The sequence below is a fragment of the Acinetobacter sp. 1124_18A genome (assembly GCF_052824995.1).
In genome coordinates this window covers 447727-467206 of record NZ_VTDF01000001.1, presented here as the reverse complement: position 1 = coordinate 467206, position 19480 = coordinate 447727, and the positions used below count along the sequence as shown (strand labels likewise).

The 19480-nt window shown below is 38.5% G+C and carries 18 protein-coding genes and 1 pseudogene; 12 read left to right on the top strand and 7 right to left on the bottom strand.

Features of this window, described 5'->3' with window-relative positions; all coding sequences use genetic code 11:
- Window positions 1–28 precede the first annotated feature (28 nt).
- The 4 genes from rpoH (at window position 29) to FY048_RS02280 (ending at window position 2381) form a co-directional block, all read left to right on the top strand.
- Window positions 29–895, top strand: a complete 867-nt coding sequence (gene rpoH, locus FY048_RS02295) for an RNA polymerase sigma factor RpoH (protein ID WP_016137576.1) — start codon at window positions 29–31, stop codon at window positions 893–895.
- Between the two features lie 110 nt (window positions 896–1005).
- Window positions 1006–1371, top strand: coding sequence for a DUF423 domain-containing protein (locus FY048_RS02290; RefSeq protein ID WP_016137575.1), 366 nt, complete (start codon window positions 1006–1008; stop codon window positions 1369–1371).
- A 13-nt stretch (window positions 1372–1384) separates the two neighbouring features.
- Window positions 1385–1582 (top strand): sulfur carrier protein ThiS, encoded by a 198-nt coding sequence (gene thiS / locus FY048_RS02285; RefSeq protein ID WP_004791249.1) that lies wholly within the window; start codon window positions 1385–1387, stop codon window positions 1580–1582.
- Window positions 1583–1595: 13 nt separating this feature from the next.
- Window positions 1596–2381, top strand: a complete 786-nt coding sequence (locus FY048_RS02280) for a thiazole synthase (protein WP_174756324.1) — start codon at window positions 1596–1598, stop codon at window positions 2379–2381.
- Window positions 2382–2509: 128 nt separating this feature from the next.
- Here FY048_RS02280 and FY048_RS02275 read toward each other — a convergent pair whose 3' ends face one another.
- Both FY048_RS02275 and yaaA read right to left on the bottom strand, forming a co-directional pair.
- On the bottom strand, window positions 2510–3139 hold the full coding sequence (locus FY048_RS02275) for an HD domain-containing protein (protein WP_446089982.1): 630 nt from the start codon (window positions 3137–3139) through the stop codon (window positions 2510–2512).
- 19 nt (window positions 3140–3158) lie between these two features.
- Window positions 3159–3932 (bottom strand): peroxide stress protein YaaA, encoded by a 774-nt coding sequence (gene yaaA, locus FY048_RS02270; protein ID WP_446089981.1) that lies wholly within the window; start codon window positions 3930–3932, stop codon window positions 3159–3161.
- A 125-nt stretch (window positions 3933–4057) separates the two neighbouring features.
- Between yaaA and FY048_RS02265 the strand changes: the two genes are divergently transcribed.
- The gene (locus FY048_RS02265; protein ID WP_004643457.1) at window positions 4058–4690 is read left to right on the top strand and encodes an alpha/beta hydrolase; all 633 of its coding nucleotides are present in this window, start codon (window positions 4058–4060) and stop codon (window positions 4688–4690) included.
- Between the two features lie 60 nt (window positions 4691–4750).
- Here the strand turns inward: FY048_RS02265 and rtcR are convergent, their stop codons facing one another.
- Window positions 4751–6355, bottom strand: a complete 1605-nt coding sequence (rtcR, locus tag FY048_RS02260) for an RNA repair transcriptional activator RtcR (protein WP_446089980.1) — start codon at window positions 6353–6355, stop codon at window positions 4751–4753.
- Between the two features lie 67 nt (window positions 6356–6422).
- On the opposite strand from rtcR, the gene FY048_RS02255 reads away from it, so the two are divergent.
- From FY048_RS02255 to rtcA, 5 genes are all read left to right on the top strand, one after another.
- Window positions 6423–7397 carry a ribonuclease Z gene (locus FY048_RS02255; protein ID WP_446089979.1) on the top strand — a complete coding sequence of 325 codons (975 nt, stop codon included), beginning with the start codon at window positions 6423–6425 and terminating at the stop codon, window positions 7395–7397.
- Between the two features lie 255 nt (window positions 7398–7652).
- Window positions 7653–8921, top strand: a complete 1269-nt coding sequence (locus tag FY048_RS02250) for an RtcB family protein (protein WP_068526844.1) — start codon at window positions 7653–7655, stop codon at window positions 8919–8921.
- A 45-nt stretch (window positions 8922–8966) separates the two neighbouring features.
- Window positions 8967–10184 (top strand): hypothetical protein, encoded by a 1218-nt coding sequence (locus tag FY048_RS02245; RefSeq protein ID WP_446089978.1) that lies wholly within the window; start codon window positions 8967–8969, stop codon window positions 10182–10184.
- A gap of 3 nt (window positions 10185–10187) precedes the next feature.
- Window positions 10188–10646 carry a DIP1984 family protein gene (locus FY048_RS02240; RefSeq protein WP_446089977.1) on the top strand — a complete coding sequence of 153 codons (459 nt, stop codon included), beginning with the start codon at window positions 10188–10190 and terminating at the stop codon, window positions 10644–10646.
- A gap of 259 nt (window positions 10647–10905) precedes the next feature.
- Window positions 10906–11952, top strand: coding sequence for an RNA 3'-terminal phosphate cyclase (gene rtcA, locus FY048_RS02235; protein ID WP_446089976.1), 1047 nt, complete (start codon window positions 10906–10908; stop codon window positions 11950–11952).
- Between the two features lie 35 nt (window positions 11953–11987).
- Here rtcA and FY048_RS02230 read toward each other — a convergent pair whose 3' ends face one another.
- From FY048_RS02230 to pheA, 4 genes are all read right to left on the bottom strand, one after another.
- Window positions 11988–13448: an aminoacyl-histidine dipeptidase gene (locus FY048_RS02230; protein WP_446089975.1), complete on the bottom strand. Its 1461-nt coding sequence runs from the start codon at window positions 13446–13448 to the stop codon at window positions 11988–11990.
- A 171-nt stretch (window positions 13449–13619) separates the two neighbouring features.
- Window positions 13620–14003 carry a hypothetical protein gene (locus FY048_RS02225; protein ID WP_016137563.1) on the bottom strand — a complete coding sequence of 128 codons (384 nt, stop codon included), beginning with the start codon at window positions 14001–14003 and terminating at the stop codon, window positions 13620–13622.
- Window positions 14004–14130: 127 nt separating this feature from the next.
- Window positions 14131–16377, bottom strand: a complete 2247-nt coding sequence (locus tag FY048_RS02220) for a bifunctional prephenate dehydrogenase/3-phosphoshikimate 1-carboxyvinyltransferase (RefSeq protein WP_446089974.1) — start codon at window positions 16375–16377, stop codon at window positions 14131–14133.
- Window positions 16378–16484: 107 nt separating this feature from the next.
- The gene (pheA, locus tag FY048_RS02215) at window positions 16485–17594 is read right to left on the bottom strand and encodes a prephenate dehydratase (protein ID WP_003650703.1); all 1110 of its coding nucleotides are present in this window, start codon (window positions 17592–17594) and stop codon (window positions 16485–16487) included.
- A 185-nt stretch (window positions 17595–17779) separates the two neighbouring features.
- Between pheA and FY048_RS02210 the strand changes: the two are divergent.
- Both FY048_RS02210 and FY048_RS02205 read left to right on the top strand, forming a co-directional pair.
- Window positions 17780–18725: pseudogene (locus FY048_RS02210) on the top strand (alpha/beta hydrolase).
- Window positions 18726–18833: 108 nt separating this feature from the next.
- Window positions 18834–19460: a hypothetical protein gene (locus tag FY048_RS02205; protein WP_446089973.1), complete on the top strand. Its 627-nt coding sequence runs from the start codon at window positions 18834–18836 to the stop codon at window positions 19458–19460.
- Window positions 19461–19480 lie beyond the last annotated feature (20 nt).

Sequence of the window (19480 nt, the reverse complement as noted above, 5' to 3'; positions counted from 1 at the left end):
ATCCCATCCGATCCTACAAGGAGAAATCATGAGTGACAGCAGCAATCAATTGATGCCCCTGTCATTGTCTGCGCCCGGTGTAAACCTTGGTGCATATATCAGTACTGTCAATCAGATTCCTATTTTAACGGCCGAGCAAGAAAAAGAACTTGCTGAACGTTATTATTATGACCAAGATCTTGATGCCGCAAAAATGCTGGTAATGTCGCATTTACGTTTCGTCGTTCACATTGCGCGCAGCTATGCAGGTTATGGCCTACCACAAGGCGACCTTATTCAAGAAGGTAATTTAGGCTTAATGAAAGCCGTGAAGCGTTTCGACCCAAATATGGGCGTGCGTCTTGTATCTTTTGCCGTCCACTGGATTAAGGCAGAAATTCACGAATACGTTATTCGTAATTGGCGTATTGTCAAAATTGCAACGACCAAAGCACAGCGTAAATTATTTTTCAATTTACGTAGTTTAAAAAAATCGAGTAAAAAATTAACGCTCGAAGAAGCTCAATCGATTGCGAATGACTTAAATGTTACTGCAGAACAAGTTCTGGAGATGGAAGGTCGTTTAACCGCTTATGATGCCGCTTTCGATGCTCAAGGCGACGACGATGATGACACCCCACATACTGCACCTGCATTGTTTCTTGAAGATAACCGCTATGATCCAGCTCGTTTAGTTGAAAATGAAGACTGGGAAGAGCAAACTACATCTGCTTTACATGATGCAATGGATCAGTTAGATGACCGTTCGCGTAATATTTTACAACGTCGTTGGTTAGATGATGATAAGTCTACTCTCCACGAGTTAGCAGCCGAATATAATGTATCAGCAGAACGTATTCGCCAGCTTGAAAAGAATGCAATGGAAAAAATTAAAATTGCCATGTCTGCAAGCTAAAATAAGTTTAAAAATAAAAGGGCGATTAGCCCTTTTGTTTTATCTGGCTATGTTTAGCCAACCCAATCTATGATAACGTTGCCCTTCATTATTCATTTGCGTTTTTTGTTATGTGGATTGCCATTTCAGCCCTTAATCTTGCCTTTGCAGTCATGTTGGGTGCTTTTGGAGCACATGGTCTTAAAGCTCATGCGAGTCCTGAGCAACTTGTTTGGTGGCATACTGCAACCGACTATTTTTTCTACCATGCTTTAGGTCTCTTAGCACTTGGTATTTTAAGTAAAGTCATCATTACGTTCCCCATTAAATTGCCATTCATATTGATTCAGATCGGTATTTTATTCTTCTGTGGTTCACTCTATATCATGGCGCTTGGATTACCGCGAATTTTAGGGGCAATTACCCCAATTGGTGGAGCATTCATGATAGCTGGATGGCTCGTTTTGGCTTGGAATGCCCTCAAATACGCAAAATAATTGGAATGTGATCATGCAAATTTATTTAAATGGCGAATTAACGGACACGCCTTGTCAAAACCTGTTGCAACTCATTCAGGAAATGGCACTTGAAGGAAAACGATTTGCTGTCGAACACAATCAGCAAATTGTCTCTAAAAGCAAATTAGAGCAAATCACTATTGCTCAACATGACCGTATCGAAATTATTCACGCTGTTGGCGGCGGCTAAGTCGGAGTTATCCATGCAAGACACCCCTCTCATTATTGGTTCACGTTCTTTTCAATCTCGTTTATTGGTAGGAACTGGCAAATATAAAGACTTAAATGAAACAGATTTAGCCATTCAAGCGAGTGGTGCAGAAATCGTAACTGTTGCAATCCGCCGTGTGAATATTGGACAAAATCCAGATCAGCCAAATTTACTCTCAGTTATTCCACCAGAAAAGTATACAATTTTGCCAAATACCGCAGGTTGTTTTGATGCCGATAGTGCGGTACGCACATGCATGTTAGCGCGCGAGCTACTTGACGGTCATAACTTGGTAAAACTTGAAGTTTTAGGTGATGAGAAGACCTTATATCCAAATGTAACCGCGACTTTAAAAGCTGCACGTACTTTGATTGATGACGGTTTTGAGATTATGGTCTACACATCTGATGACCCGATCATTGCTCAAGAGCTTGAAAGTATGGGCTGCGTTGCGATTATGCCTTTAGGCAGTCTTATTGGTTCAGGTTTAGGTATTTTAAACCCTCACACTATTTCAATTATTAAAGAAAATGCGAAAGTACCAGTTTTGGTAGATGCAGGCGTTGGTACAGCAAGTGATGCCGCAATTGCTATGGAACTCGGTTGTGACGGCGTGCTGATGAATACAGCGATTGCAGCTGCTCAAAACCCTATTTTGATGGCTTCTGCAATGAAAAAAGCTGTTGAAGCTGGGCGTGAAGCATTTTTAGCTGGTCGTATGCCACGCAAACGTATGGCAAATGCAAGCTCACCAGAAACAGGTTATTTCTTTAAATAATTTATTTCTAAGGAATCACTGCTTTTTCAGTGGTTCCTCTCTTCTCTCATGTAGCCATTTTCACTTTTCAAAAAAACACTAAAATCCATCTCACTGTATTGTAATAAATATACATTCTTATAGTTAGCTTAGGCTAAACCTAATGTACTCTTTAAATTTTCCTTGGCACTGAATTCAAAATTCTTTTGGAAATAGGCAGTCTGATAAAGTGGGTCTAAATGATAAAAATGCGCTAAAACTTCTTTTCGCTTAATTGAATATACTTCTGGATCAACCCACGCATATTCCTGTTGAATCTGCTGTTTATATTGTATAAAACGATTTGGTGGTGCTGCCAGAATAGCTAAATCAATATCCAATAAAAATTGCAAATCCAACTCATCAGTCGGTATATGTTTTTGCGTGGCAAAAATCCACTGCTTTATTTTCTGAGCAGTATTTACTGGTAAATCTTGAGCCATACATTGCTCAAAGAGTTCAGCACTTTTAAGTTCATTATCTTTAGCTTGTGGATCATAGATAACATCATGAAACCAAAGAGCCAATGCAACCGCATAGGCATCATTCAAATCAGATCGAACCGATTCGAGCAAAGCTAAGCATTCATATAAATGTTGAACAGTATGATAGGCCCGCTGCTTTTCACTATAAGCAGCGATGAGTATATTTAAGATTTTTTGTGGGTCAGAAAAATGATAATGCTGATGCAGCTCAAACCAAACATGTTCCAGTTTTAATAAGTAAAGCTGCATCATCATATATTAACCACGCTCAGGATTATTGCTCATCGCGTTTAAATACTAGCTCTTTTGCTGATGAGTTTTCAGCATCAAAGTAGTATCCATCGGTATTGAACGCTTTAAGATCCTCAGCTTTATTTAATTGGTTTTCAACCATAAAACGAGCCATTAAACCGCGTGCTTTTTTCGCATAGAAACTAATGACTTTATATTTGCCATTTTTCTGGTCAAGAAAAACAGGCTTAACAATTTCAGCCTTAATTTTCTTTTCGTTGACCGATTTGTAATATTCATCTGAAGCTAGATTTACAAGTAACTCAGATTTAATTGCCGCCAAGTCTTCATTAATCTGGTTCGTGATAATTTCACCCCAGAACTCATACAAATTATGGCCCCGTAAATTTTTTAATTTAGTGCCCATCTCAAGACGATAAGGCATCATTAGATCTAAAGGACGTAGTAAACCATATAAGCCAGATAGCATACGTAAATGCTGCTGTGCAAAATCAATATCTTTATCTTTTAAATGATAGGCATCTAAACCTGTATATACATCACCTTTAAACGCATAAATCGCCTGACGAGCATTTGAAAAATCAAATTCAGGCTTCCAATCTCTAAATCGGTCTGCATTTAGTGTGGCAATTTTTTCACTGACACTCATTAAATTGGCAATTTCGGAAGCAGAAAGTTTTCGGCAAACCTCAATTAATTGTGCTGAGTGTTCTAACAAGCGAGGCTGAGTAAACTCATCTGTAGGTAAAGCTGTTTCATAATCTAAAGTTTTTGCAGGAGAAATTAAAGCAAGCATAGACAACCTGAAAAAATTATTCTTAATCCCAACTATAACAGTAGATATTTTTTAATGCTAACTCGTGTTTTCAATGACGACTATCGGTAAAATAGCATCACGTATTGTTATTTAGCGGTTCTTATATGTCTGAGCAAACTTTCATCCAGGGTCCAGTAGGTAAAATTGAACTTTTCGTTGACCGCCCTGAAGGTGAAATCAAAGGCTTTGCGGTTGTTTGCCATCCGCATCCATTGCAAGGTGGAACCCCTCAACATAAAGTCCCTGCCCTTTTAACCCAAATCTTTAATGAATATGGCTGTATTGTTTATCGCCCTAGTTTCCGTGGCTTAGGTGGCAGTGAAGGTATTCATGATGAAGGTCATGGCGAAACCGAAGATATTTTAGCCGTAATTGAACATGTTCGTAAGCTTCATGAAGGTCTGCCATTTTATGCAGGCGGCTTTAGCTTCGGTTCACATGTTTTGGCAAAATGCTTTGCACAGCTTAATCCTGAATTACGACCTGTACAGTTAATTTTGTGTGGTTTACCAACGGCTACCGTAGTGGGTTTGCGCCACTATAAAACTCCAGAAATTCAAGGTGATATTCTACTCATTCATGGTGAGCAAGATGACATTACCTTGCTTTCAGATGCAATTGCATGGGCAAAACCACAAAAGCACCCAATTACGATTTTACCGGGCGCTAACCACTTCTTTACAGGCTATTTAAAACAGCTTCGCCAAATCATTACACGCTTTATTATTATGAAATAAGCAGTAGTTTGATGGACATAGATTGAGTCTATGTCCATCATTTCATAAGCCCTGTAACTACTAAAAATTATTCCAACTTAATCCAAAACGGGCCAAATATTTTTTCACTCGATCACTATCGTTCGTTGTATTACGTTGTTGACGAGACACCGAAAAGAGTTGTCTTCCAACCTCTGCCATTGATTTTGAATTTTCACAAACTTTAAGTACCCCACGTAATTGAATCTGGTCAAATTCATCTATTTGCTCTAATTGCTCAGAACTCAAATAGTTCAATAGAATATCTACATCTCTATTTCCATCATTGCAAGATGTGGTCTGAATAAGCCAAAGTTGTTTTAAGCGTTCAACTTCTCTTTCTACTGTTTCACTTCGAATTAATTCACCTTGAGACAAAGTTGCCAAACGAGTTACGCTTGCTGCCAAATCTCTGAAATTACCTTGCCAAGTTGCATCTGCTGATTTAGCAAATTCCAAATACATTTCTAAAGCATCGCGTTGAAAACGTAATTGTCTCTGATGAATTGCTGCAAAGCGCTGTAGCTCAAACTCAATGTTGGGCGCAATATCTTCTACACGGTCTTTTAAATTTGGTAAGAAGAATGTCCAAGTATTTAAACGGGCCCATAAATCTTCACGAAATCGACCTGCTTGAACTTCATTACGTAAATCGCGGTTAGTACCAGCAATCAGCTGAAAATCTGCATGAATTTCCTTATCACTTCCCACGGGAAAAAAGCTTTTATCTTCTAGCGCTTTCAGCAACATTGCTTGTTCATCAAGCCCTAACTCACCAATTTCATCTAAAAACAAAATACCTTGGTCAGCACTTTTTAATAAACCAGCACGAGAAGCTGCGGCTCCTGTAAATGCACCTTTTATATGACCAAATAAGGTCGACATTGCACTATCGCCACGTAAGGTTGCGCAGTTAACATCGATAAAGCGACCACTTAACTGGAATTTATCTTTCTTTAACTGAAAAATCTGTTTTGCTAAATGAGACTTTCCAACACCTGTTGCCCCCATAATCAAAATAGGCGCACTAGAGCGGATTGCAACTAACTCAACCTCCTCAATAAGCTGATTAAACGCTTTATTATGAGTAGAAATATTTGCCTTAAGCTGTTGCCAATTTTGCTTTTGTTCATCATCGAATCGTTGTTTTAAAGCATCGTATCGAGACAAGTCCAGATCAATAACTCTATATTCACCTTCTGAGGTCTTTTGCTGATTAGGTGAACTTTGAATCAATTGAGCTGGTAAATAGTGGGCATCGACCAATAAATACCAGCAAATTTGAGCAACATGTGTTCCGGTTGTGATATGCAATAAATAGTTGTTTTTTTCAACATCAAACTGATAGGTTTTTACAAAGTCATAGAGTGCACCATATACCTCGGCAAAATCCCATGGGTCTCTAATACTCACCTTATGCCCAGAAACCTGTGTTTGCGGAGAAATTTCTTTTGCATCTAATGCTATAGATTTCACTAAATTATGATGTTGCCTGTCATGTAACAACACCAATTCATCTATAAGTAAATCTTCATGCATTAACAGACTAATTGTAGGACGCCAACGTTGCCATCGATCGGGCTTTCTCCCCTGATCAAGTGTAGAACCGACAAAGCCAATAACGACTGTTTTCTTTGCATCCGTCATAATTTCTATAAAATTTTATAAGTGTCTATAATATACAATACGCATTTGACCAAAAAATTCCAAGAATATGCTTCATTTTACTTTTTTAGGCACATCTTCAGGTGTACCGACCCTGACACGTAATGTTTCAGGTTTAGCAGTTCGTAATAACAAGAATAAGGACTGGATTTTAATTGATGCCGGCGAAGGGACACAGCACCGCATTCAACAAGCTAAACTTTCACTACAAAACCTAGTTGCCATTTGTATTACACATGTTCACGGCGACCATTGTTATGGTCTAGTTGGCTTATTGGCAAGTGCAGGCATGAATGCCCGTAGCAAACCCTTAATCGTGATTGCACCGAAAGAAATTCAGCAATGGTTTGAAATCACTGCCCAACTTACAGATTTACATTTACCCTATTCCCTTCAATTTATTGATGTGAATGAAGCAACGCAGCCACAACAGATCACTGACGAATTCATCGTTCAAGCACATCCACTAAGCCATCGTGTTCCAAGTTTTGCTTTTAGCATTTATATCAAATCTATTCACAAGAAATTAGATACCCAAGCTCTAACTCAGTTAGGCGTACCTCAAGGCGATATGTGGGGCCATTTAAAACGAGGCTATGATGTTGAATTTGAGGGACAAACATTAAAAGCTCAAGACTTTATCAAAATTCAAAATCAACAAGTTCATGCAATTATAGGTGGTGATAATGACCGACCAGAGCTATTAGCTGACACTTGCAAAGATGCCCAACTCCTTATTCATGAATCAACATACTTGCAAACGGTTTTAGATAAAGTCGGCAAAGGTCCAATGCATAGTTCAGCAAAAATGGTGGCTGAATTTGCAGAACAGCAATCTCTGGGTAATTTAATTCTGACGCACTTTAGCCCTAGACATCAGGATAAAGCTGGACAGCACGCTATTGCTGAAGAAGTTCACCAGTTTTATAAAGGTCATTTTTATTTAGCAAATGATTTTGATGAGTTTACTTTAAACGAAGCTGGACAGCTTTTAAAAGTCGATAAAAATCGTAAAGCCCATTAATAATATATATCTAAAAAGATATTTAAATATATTTTTAGATATATATTAAACATTAAAATCTCCAATAAAAATTAATCACACAGAGAAAACAATTATTTTTACATATTAATTTCAATAACTTAATTTAAAGTTAAGTGCTTTTTAAAAAAGTTGGCACACTCAGTGCAATAGTACAAAGCACACAACATCATTGGGATATTGTGAATAACACCTGCCTGCAAACGCTTGGCAGGCAGGCTTTGAAAGGAAGAGAAAATGTCTGTCATTGAAGAAATTAACCAACAAGCTCAATTTGAACAAAAGCAGCAAGAACGTGCTTACCAAGTTCTGCAAAATGAAAAAACTATGCCAGTCAAAATGTGGACTAAAGGCGTGCTTGTTGATGACAACTCAAAACAACAATTATTGCAAACTGCTCAAATGCCTTTTATTTATAAGTGGATGGCTGTAATGCCAGATGTACACTTCGGTTTAGGCGCAACCATTGGTAGCGTGATTCCAACCAAAGGAGCAATTATTCCTGCTGCCGTGGGTGTAGATATTGGTTGTGGAATGATGGCAACCCGTACAAGCTTAACTGCTTCAGATTTACCAGATAACTTACATGCTCTACGTACTGAACTTGAACGATTAATTCCACATGGAATGACTAAGCGCGGGCGAGATCGCGGCTCATGGGAAACTCCACCAGAAATGGTAGATCAAGCTTGGGCCGATCTTGTTGCAGATTTTGAATACATTTGTGCCAAACATCCACGTTTGAAAAACACTAATAACCGCAAGCATTTGGGAACATTAGGTACAGGAAACCACTTTGTCGAAATCTGTTTAGATGAACATGATCATGTTTGGATTATGTTGCACTCAGGTTCTCGTGGTGTAGGAAATGCTATCGGTAATCATTTTATTGAACTTGCCCGTAAAGACATGCAGAAGCATTTCATTAATTTACCAAATAAAGATTTAGCATATTTAGTCGAAGGAACTGAACACTTTGATGACTACTGGTTTGCCGTAGGTTGGGCTCAACGCTTTGCGATGAAGAACCGAGAAATCATGATGCAATCTGCGATTAAAGCCTTGGCTACGATTGTACCAAAGCCTTTTCAGGCACGTTTAGAAGCAGTGAACTGCCACCATAACTATGTGGAAAAAGAAGAACACTACGGTGAAGAAGTGATGGTCACCCGTAAAGGTGCAGTCCGTGCGCGTCTAGGTGAATATGGAATTATTCCAGGTTCAATGGGAGCGAAGTCGTTTATTGTCCGTGGGCTTGGAAATCAGGAATCTTTCTGTTCATGTTCGCATGGTGCAGGCCGTGTTATGAGCCGTACTGAAGCAAAACGACGTTTTACTGTTGAGGATCAAATTGCACAAACTGAAGGTGTGGAATGCCGTAAAGATGCCGCTGTCATTGATGAAATTCCTTCTGCATATAAGCCGATTGAAGATGTAATGAAAGCTCAAAGCGATTTGGTTGAAGTTGTGTATACCTTACGGCAAGTGGTGTGTGTTAAGGGGTGATTTATAAATTTTATAACCCATTAAATAAATCTCAGGAAAAATAAAATGATGAATATATGTATTGAAGCTGTAGATTTAATATTAGATGCTATTTATTCAATTGGTGAGAGAGATGAACTATTAGCTCAATTTACTATTCGTGAACCTAATAGCCCTATTTGGAGTCATGGAATAGGTACAGAAATTTATATTCGAAATCAGCAAGATTACTTAAAAGCATTAGTTTTTATCAAACAGAATGGTGCTTCATATTTAAGAAAACTACCAACTTCTGAAGTAAGAAATAAGGTTACTAATTTTCTAATCGAAAACTTTTGGTTTATTCGAGAGGGAGAGTTTTCTCGTAATCCAAATATTTCTTACAAAATGCAAATTCCTATTGAAGCCAAGTTAAATTTAGCAAATGCTCTACTAAATTCTTCACTTTTCAAAGAAGATCTTAATACGTTTTTGTATCCATTTGACTCAATCCATCTAGAAAACGACTTGATGTTTGATAATTTTTTTATCATTAATAGCCAAAATCTTAGCCTCCAACATATAGATATTGATGTCCGTTATTCAAATGAATTTGATTTTCTATATTACCCTAGTATTAGAAATGAAAATCAAAATAGAAAACGAATATCAACTTGGATTGGAATTAAAGCTCCCACGGAAGAAATTTCAAGAAGAACTTTATATTCTGTACTTGGTGCTATTTCTTTATTTGAAGAATCTAAAAAAAGGTACTGTTTCAATAGTGGATGTGAAGATTCAGGTTGTTCATATTTTTCTAATCAGAGCTCTTATACGTACAGACAAACTCAGAACTTAACTCCGAGTCTCTATTTCAAATTAAAAGTTAAAAATGAATTAGCAACCCAATTGGAACATCTATCTAGTCTTTTGAAATCAAATGATAAGACATCACAAAGAAGTATTTCAGCTTTAACTAGTTTTTATAACAGTTGGTTTGAAAAAGATGCTGAACAATATCGCACTTTTTGTTCTTGTATAGAGGCATTAATTGAAGATACCCGATTTAAAAGTTCTCAGAAATTTAGAGATTTATCCAAATCTTACATACCTAAATTCTCTGAAACCCAATTAAATGATCTTTTAGAAATTCGCGGCAATATTGTACATGGGAAAGCACCTCATCTATATGATAGTGAAAATTACGATTTCTATGTCGAAAAATATTTATCTGAACCTAGAAGTGATCTTTTAGAAATTGTTGAGAAAGTTCTTAAAGAACATATTTTCCAAATTCAAGGATAAAAAATGAAACTCGCAGAAGCACTTTTACTGCGAAGCGATCAACAAAAAAAGCTCGCTTCGTTAAAACAACGAATTAATGCCAATGTATTGGTACAAGACGGCGATGAACCAAGTGAAGACCCTAATGAACTCATCAAACAGGTGTTTGCTTTAACCCAAGAAAGCAATCAATTGATTTGTCGTATTCATTTGACCAATGCGCAAGCAAAACTGGAAGATGGCAAAGTATTGTTGTCCCTATTAAGCTTACGTGATAGTTATGCTGAACAGCATAAGATTTTAATAGATGCGATTGCCAATACTCATCGAGAACCTGATCGTTATAGCTCACGTGAAATTAAGTGGAAGAAAGTCATTCCTGTTTCTAGCTTACAAAAGCAGGCAGATGATATCAGTGCGAAACTCCGTGACTTAAACATCAAAATTCAAGCTGCCAATTGGCAGATCGATTTAGTTGAGTAAACAACAAATTTTGTGAAATCATTTTCACAATCAAAGTTTGGGCATACTGGGCGAGTACAAGATCCTGCGTTACTCCGATCTGAGGGATTGAAAATAATTCAGGCGGCTATGGCAGCATGTGAGCCGTGCACCGATATTCACTTATCAGGCTCAGCACTATGCACCTTGTAAACCTTTGTCGAAAGCAAAGTTACACGTTACTTCGCACCACCATGTACTGACAGTATGTTCATTAAATTAGAAAATAAGGAAAATAGAAGTGAATAAAGCTTTGGCAAATATGCCAACAACCATTCAAATTGATGGCTCACAAGGTGAAGGCGGTGGACAGATTTTAAGAACTGCCCTTGCCCTTTCAATGATTACAGGTCAGGCATTTGAATTAATTAATATACGTGCAGGACGTAAAAAACCAGGTTTAATGCGCCAACATTTAGTTTGTGTACAGGCATCTCAACAAATTAGCCAAGCTTATGTTGAAGGTACTGAGTTACATAGCCAACGGTTATATTTCGCACCTCAACATGTTCAAAGTGGAAAATATCAATTCCAAATTGGTTCCGCAGGTAGTACAACACTGGTTTTACAAACTCTTCTACCTGCATTTTTATTACAAAATGAAGCCTCTGAGCTTACCATTTCAGGTGGCACACATAACCCGCTTGCACCAACAGCAGATTTTATTGAACACTGCTTTTTACCTGCTCTAGCGAAACTTGGCATTAACGTCGATTTTAAATTAAACAAAGCAGGCTTCTTTCCTATTGGTGCAGGTAAAATTCAAGTTACGATTCAGCCGTGGCAACATCGCAACAAACTAAATTTATTAGATCGTGGTGCTTTGCAATGTACTGAGGCTTTTGCAGCAGTATTAAATCTTTCAGAAGAAGCGCAAATTGCACAAAGAGAATTAGCGACTTTAAATAAAAGACTGAAATTGGATACACAAAAGCAATTTCAGCTGAATGGAATCAGCCAAGGCAATACGGTGTATATCAAACTTGAACACAAACATCATACCCAGCTATTTACCTCTTTAGGCGAAATGCGAAAAAGTGCAGAACAAATTGCCAATCATTTGGCTGAACAAGTGAAGCAATATATGGAAACTAATGCTGCTGTGGATGAGTATTTAGCAGATCAGTTGTTATTGCCGTTAGCCTTGGGTCAAGGTGGTGAGTTCACCGCACAATGTATTAGCGAGCATACGCGTACTCAAGCAGCTATGATTGAAAAATTTATTGATTGTGAAATCGAATTTATCGAGTTAGGTAAAAATCATTTTCATGTAAAGGTCAAAGTTTAAGAAGTTCTTTAAAGAGCTTCTTATTTTTAAAAAAATTACTCTACAGATGCCAAAGCTGTCACCAACAGCTTCCAACATTTCTCTACAGTCTCTATTTTGACTCGTTCGCCTGGTGCATGTGCACCTTGAATATCCGGTCCAAATGAAACCATCTGTAAATCTGGATAATGCTCGGCAATAATCCCACACTCTAAGCCTGCATGAATCACTTTAAGACTTGGCTCAATGTTAAATGCCTTTTGATAGGCTTGTTGTAAGCACTTTAGAGCAGCTGAGTCAGGATTTGGTGTCCAACCCGAAACTAACGGTGTGAGTGCTGAGGCTATATTAAATTGACTAAAATGTGCCTGAATTTTTTCTGCAAAATCTTGAGCTTCTTGATTCACCATTGAGCGAACCATTAAAACAGCTTTTCCACCATCTCGATTTAGTTTTACCACCCCAATATTATTTGAGGTTTCAACTACGTCTGGTAAAGCTTGACTCATACTTGCAACGCCATAAGGACTAGTTGCTAAAGCTTGCAACCACTCGTTTTGCTGTTGCTGAGTAATCACTTGATTCGTTTCAACACTAGTAGGTTGAATAGTTAATTGCAGATTGTCATCAATACCTTGTAGCTGTTTTTTCCATGCAGCTTGATATTCAGCAAGTAATTTTTCTAATTCGGGTAATTGGTTATACGGAATTGCAATGGTTGCCACTGCCTCTCGAGGTAAAGCATTACGAGCTGTACCACCTGTAAATTCAATAAGTCGTCCACCAAGCTTTGCTAAATACTCATTTAAAAAGCGAGCTAAAATAACGTTGGCATTGCCACGTCCTAAATGAATATCTACGCCAGAGTGACCGCCTTTAAGACCGGCAACCTGAATATTCACAACCGTCAAATTTTCAGGGATTGGTTCATAAGTGAGTGATTGTTCTACTTCAATATCAATACTGCCCGCACATCCGAGATATAGCTCACCCCACTCTTCTGTATCAATATTAAATAACCATTTTCCTTTTAGCACACCTGCCTGTAAAAGCCGGGCACCACTCATGCCTGCTTCTTCATCAACTGTTAAAAGAACTTCAATTGGTCCATGAGCAATATCATTTGAGTCTAAAACTGCCAAGGCTAAAGCTACCCCGATGCCATTGTCTGCACCTAAGGTAGTGTCTTTAGCAATCAACCAACCATCCTCAAGAACTGGGCGAATCGGGTCCTTAAAAAAGTCGTGTACTGTGCCAGTGTTGGCTTGTGTGACCATATCTAAATGGCCTTGCAGAATGACTCCAGATACATGTTCTTTACCCGCAGTCGCATTCTTACGGATAATCAAATTCCCCACTTCATCTACGTAAGTTTCTAGATTTCGACTTTGCGCCCAATTTTGTAAAAATTCACGAAGCTGCTGTTCATGCTTTGATGGACGAGGAATAGTGCAAAGTGTTTGAAAATGCTGCCAAACCACTTGAGGAGATAGCGCCGCAATATCAACTTGTGTCATGAAAACCACACTCTAATTATGTAAATATCTTAATAATTTCAATATACACAATGCATTAAAGATAGGTAGGAATTTCAGGAAAGATTTTGTATTTTTATCTTTAATCTAAAGAGATAGTACGACTTTTCTAAAAAGTCGTACTTCATAACTAAGTCTTAACAGGGGTATGTTTTAGTTTTTCCACTCAAATGCTGAGAAACTCTGATCGGCTTTCAAACTATTTTCAACTGCCTGTGCAAGCTGACGAATGATGCTTTGTGTTTCAATTTTCTCAAACCAATCTTGCTCTTCATCAGGATTGGCAGAGATTTCACACATGAGATGCCCATCATGGTCTGTTTTCTGACAAGTAATCGACAAGGGTAAAAGATGATTATCAATACTCACTTCTACTTTTTCATGTTCATGCACAATGTGCTGTGCATCAAAGCCATAATGTCCCAATTGTTTAAATAATAAAGCCGCTACATATTCTTGAGTGATATGGCATTCATTTGGCGGATGATCGAGCACCCCATGTTCTGGGCAACTGGCAATAAATTGTAATTTTTTCATCCTTTGTCCTAACACTTTTATCATTATCTGCGCTTAGCATAAGCAATAAACAAACAGCAGCCAAGCCTTTAGCCCGCTGCTGCCGTTGCTATTGTGTTAGCAATTATAAAATGTGTTAGGTGAAAAGTTATTGGCTAACTTCGATCGTTAAGCCTGCACGATTCGCCAACTCAGTGAAAGTTGGGAAGCTTGTCGCCACAGTTTCAGTACCTTGAATCGTAATCGGACCAGAATTACGAAGGCCTGCCATACTAAAGCTCATTGCAATACGGTGGTCATGGTGTGATTCAACTTCACCACCTGTAAAGATTGGTGACCAGTCACCAGCCTTACCCTTACCTTCGATAATGATGCCATCATCAGTTGGCGTGCAGTCAATGCCCATAATTTTTAAGCCATCTGCCATAACCTGAATGCGATCAGACTCTTTCACACGAAGTTCTGCCGCACCAGTCAGTACCGTTTGGCCTTCGGCACAAGCTGCTGCAATAAATAAAGCTGGGAATTCATCAATTGCTAACGGCACTTGGTCTTCTGGCATATGAATGCCTTTAAGTGTGCGTGAACCTTTAATATGAATATCAGCAATAGGTTCGCCACCGGCAATACGCTCATTTTCAACAGTCAGATCAGCACCCATCTGTTTTAAAATTTCAATTACGCCAGTACGTGTTGGGTTAATACCTACAGCTTCCAGAACAACATCGGAACCCTCAGTAATTGCAGCACCCACCATAAAGAAAGCAGCTGATGAAATATCTGATGGAACCTGAATGTCAGTCCCCACTAATTTTCCACCACCAACGAGTGAAATCTTGTTGCCTTCGGTTTTAACATCATAACCAAATGCACGAAGCATGCGCTCTGTATGGTCACGTGTTGGCTCTGGTTCTGTAACAGAGATTTCACCTTCAGCCCATAAGCCTGCAAGTAAAATACCAGACTTCACTTGAGCAGATGCCATAGGTAAATCGTATTGAATGCCTTTTAATTGCTGAGCACCAGTAATGCTTACAGGTGGTGTACCTTTCTCACCCGTGGTCTGAATTTGCGCACCCATTAAACGTAATGGTTTAGCAATACGCTCCATTGGACGTTTAGAAAGTGATGCATCACCTGTCATGACAGAATCAAACTTTTGTGCAGATAACATGCCTGAAAGCAAACGCATACTTGTACCAGAGTTACCCATATACAAGGCACTTGCTGGCGCTTTTAAACCATGCATGCCTACGCCATGAATGGTCACTTCACCATTTTTTGGGCCTTCAATGCTTACGCCCATATCACGGAAAGCTTGCAAGGTTGCCAAAGCATCTTCACCTTCAAGGAAGCCAGTGACATGGGTAGTGCCTTCGGCAATAGCACCAAACATAATGGAGCGATGTGACACAGATTTGTCACCCGGTACGGTAAATTTACCTTTAAAAGTTTTATTTCCCGGTAAGATACTGAATTGCTGTGTCACCTTATTTTTCTCCATTAAAGGTTTTTTGGCTAACATATGATTGAAATGTTGACGTGCTGCTTGAGCATGGCCGAGTAAACCCATTAATGCATGAGAATCTTCGTTTTCAATCAATTTTCTAAGTACAGTAAGCTGCTTTTCGAAGCCATCTACAGCATTTAATATCGCTGTTTTATTGGCAAAGAAAATGTCATGCCACATTTGAGGATCACTGGCCGCAATCCGCGAAAAATCACGAAAACCACCCGCTGCATAACGGAAAATATCAAAATTATCTTCACGGTTTGCAAGTTGCTCGACCAGATTAAATGCCATTAAATGTGGTAAATGACTCGTATGCGCCAGCACTTCATCATGCTTAGCAACATCCATACAAATAACTTCAGCTTTAGCAGCTGACCAAAGTTGAATCAGTTTATCAACTGCCCATTCTGCACTTGTCGGTAACGGTGTTAAAATTACTTTGTGATTTGCAAATAGGTCAATCTTACCCGCATGAACACCAGTGTGTTCGCTACCCGCGATAGGATGCCCTGGTACAAAACCTGCTGGTAAATCTTCACCAAATACAGCTTTTGCTGCATCAACGACATTACCTTTTGTACTTCCCACATCAGTTACAATTGTGGTTTCTGACAAATAAGGTTTAATCTGCTCAAGCACTTTTTGCGTAGCACGTACTGGCAAGGCTAAAACGACTAAATCTGCCCCTTTCACGGCTTCAACAGGATCAGAAAATCCCTCTTGTATTAAGCCAAGTGATTTTGCATCTTCTAAAGTTTTCTGTGAACGTGTAGATGCAACAACAGTTGTCGCCAAATTTTCTGCAACAATAACACGAGCTAAACTCGACCCGATGAGTCCTAAACCAATAAATGCAACTTTTTTAAATAGGGGTTGTGACATAACTTCAACTTTGCTTTTGCTCAAAGATATTTAAACCATTGAACAATTTGTTTTTAAGCATAATGACATGCTTATCTTGATGCATGTCATTATTCCAACATAAGTGATTACAGAACAGCGGCAGGATAAGAACCTAAAATACGAATCTCTTTCACCATTGGGCGAATATCATTAATCGCAGCAGCAACATTCTCTTGTTCGATATGACCTTCTAAATCGATAAAGAATACATATGCCCACTTTTCAGGTAATGCTGGACGAGTCTCAATACTTGTTAAGCTAATATTATGTTTTGCAAATGGTGCTAAAATTTCTAATAAAGCGCCCGCACGGTCATGTGCTGAAATCAATAACGATGTTTTATCATTACCGCTTTGTGGAATTTTTTCACGTCCAATCACTAAGAAACGAGTGGTATTTTCCGGATTATCTTCAATATTGCTATGTAAGATTTCAAGGTTATACATGCCTGCTGCAATATCAGATGCGATTGCTGCCGAATGCCATTCGTTACGAATACGGCGCGCAGCTTCTGCATTTGAGTTTAAAGCAACACGCTCAACCCCCGGATAATGTGCATCTAACCATTGGCGACATTGAGCCAAAGTTTGTTGATGCGCATAAATCTGCTTAATACTGTCTTTACGTGTATTTTCAGAAACAAGGAATTGATGGTGAATACGTAATTCAACTTCACCAATCACGTTTAAATTCGATGTTTTAAAGCAATCTAAGGTATGGTTTACAACACCTTCAGATGAGTTCTCAACTGGAACTACACCGTAATGTGCACTACCCGCTTCCACTTCACGGAAGACTTCATCAATGGTTGGAAGTGGGCGTACAACCGCATCTTTACCAAAATGCTTAAGCACAGCAGATTGAGTAAAAGTACCTTCTGGCCCTAAAAACGCAATACTTTGCGGCGCTTCTAAAGCAAGGCAAGCCGACATAATTTCACGGAACAAACGCGCCATGGTTACATCAGACAAAGGACCTTGATTGCGCTCCATGACTTTACGTAAGACTTGTGCTTCACGTTCAGGACGATAAAACAAAGGATTCTCTTCGGAAGCAAATTTCGCTTTCGCAACTGCTTCAGCAAGGCTTGCGCGTCGATTTAATAATTCTTGAATCTGTTGATCCACGCTATCAATATCTTCGCGAATTTGTTCTAAACTAAGAGAAGTCGTTTTGTTTTGATCATCGTTGATCATTGGAATGCAGCCTCAGCAAAATCATCTTTTAAACGAGAGTATAACAATAGTCTGCTTTGATTTGTTAGGCAATATGGCTGTATTGGCTTTTTTCATTAAACCGTCTTGGTCGGATTCCTCAGATCGCTTTATTTGATAATGATTTTCATTTATCATTTGCATAATAAATTTTATTCTTGTTTATTATGCATAACTCATTTTTCTTTTTATCTTGCAGTTTTCTTCTGAGCTCTTTAATAACTTGTTCTACTTTGGCTCAAACTCCTATACAAAATCCATCAAAAATAGTCTTACATAATGACCAAGCCCAATTTCAACTCAAATCTAAAAACACCGGCCATGAGTATTTGATTCAAGTCTATAAACCACCTGTTGCCCCATCACAACATGGTTATCCCGTACTTTATATATTAGACGGAAATGCAACCTTTCCAAGTGCAGTCAATATCGCTCAATCTATTGGGGCAGGTTCTACAAAATTAGGTCTAGACCCGCTCATGATCGTCGCGGTTGGTTACCCTAAACAAAAAACTTTTGATGTACAAAAACGTGCTTATGACTACACCCCTAAACCTTCTGCTGAATTTCAGAAGCAAGGCAGATATAAGTATGGTGGTGCTGACCAGTTCATTACATTTTTAAATGATGAACTCAAACTGGAAATCGCCGAACAGTTTCCAATTAATAACCAACAGCAAAGTATTTATGGCCACTCATTTGGAGGGTTATTTGTGCTTTATCACTTTTTCCAAAAAACCTGAAGCATTTCAACGTTACATCGCAGCCAGCCCTTCCCTCTGGTTTGATCAAGGCATGCTATTTCAAAAATTAAACTATTGGCAGAGTCAAAAACAAATTAATTCTCCTATGCTTTTGACTACAGTCGGCACCCATGAACAAGGCGGACCTCGTACTCAATCTGATCATAACTTTAACGAAACTGATTTCTTTAAAGCTCTGGAAAGTAAACGTTCAGATCAATTTAGTTATTGGCATTTTTACAACCCGGCTGAGCAACACATTACAAATTTGTATGCGAGTCTACCTAAAGCCCTTATGTTTGCTTCGTGCAAAGACCTAGAAAGCTGTAAATCTTTATTTGATGAGCCTACAGAACAAACAACTAAATAAAAACCCACTTAAATTTAAAGAGGAGCATTTCACTCCTCTTAAAGGCAAAGCTCTCAATCGATAGATTAGTTATACTGTCTGAAGATGTCATAACAACAGTAAAATAGAATGAATAAAATTATTGTTTTAGGTCTACTGAGTTTACTTACTGTCAGTCTAACGGCGTGTGGTGGTTGCCCCTTAATCGCAGGATGCAATGGTACTGATAATTCTCCGTACTATAGGACGACTGTCAGTAATCAAGTTCGTGGTATTCCAATCCCACCTCAAACCAAGCTCACCTATCAGTCCCAAAATTTCAGGCAGAAATTTGAGCAACCACATGCTTTAAAAGAGAAAAATTTATCAGGCATCTCTTTACCAACTGATACAGCAATCATTTGGGGCGGTATGCCAGTAGACATGTTTATACAGTTTTCTAATCCCGAAATGAAAGGCTTTTCGGTCTATCCAGCACGAGGATTTAAAACAGAATTATCAAATGATTTTTTACGTCTATGGAAAAGCTGTGAAAGTGATTTAGACATTACTTTAAAGGATCCAAATGACTGGTCATTTAATCCTAAAAATATGAAAATAAGAGGTTGTAGTATCAATATCCAAGAACGTAGTGCATACACCGAAGATTCATTTCATCAAGATGAAGCAGATGAGTTTTTAAGAAAGATCAATCATGCATTACAGCAATTACCGAAACAACAAGACTACCCTGTCATTCAACAGAAGAACAAATAGTTAAAAACAAAACAGCCTGT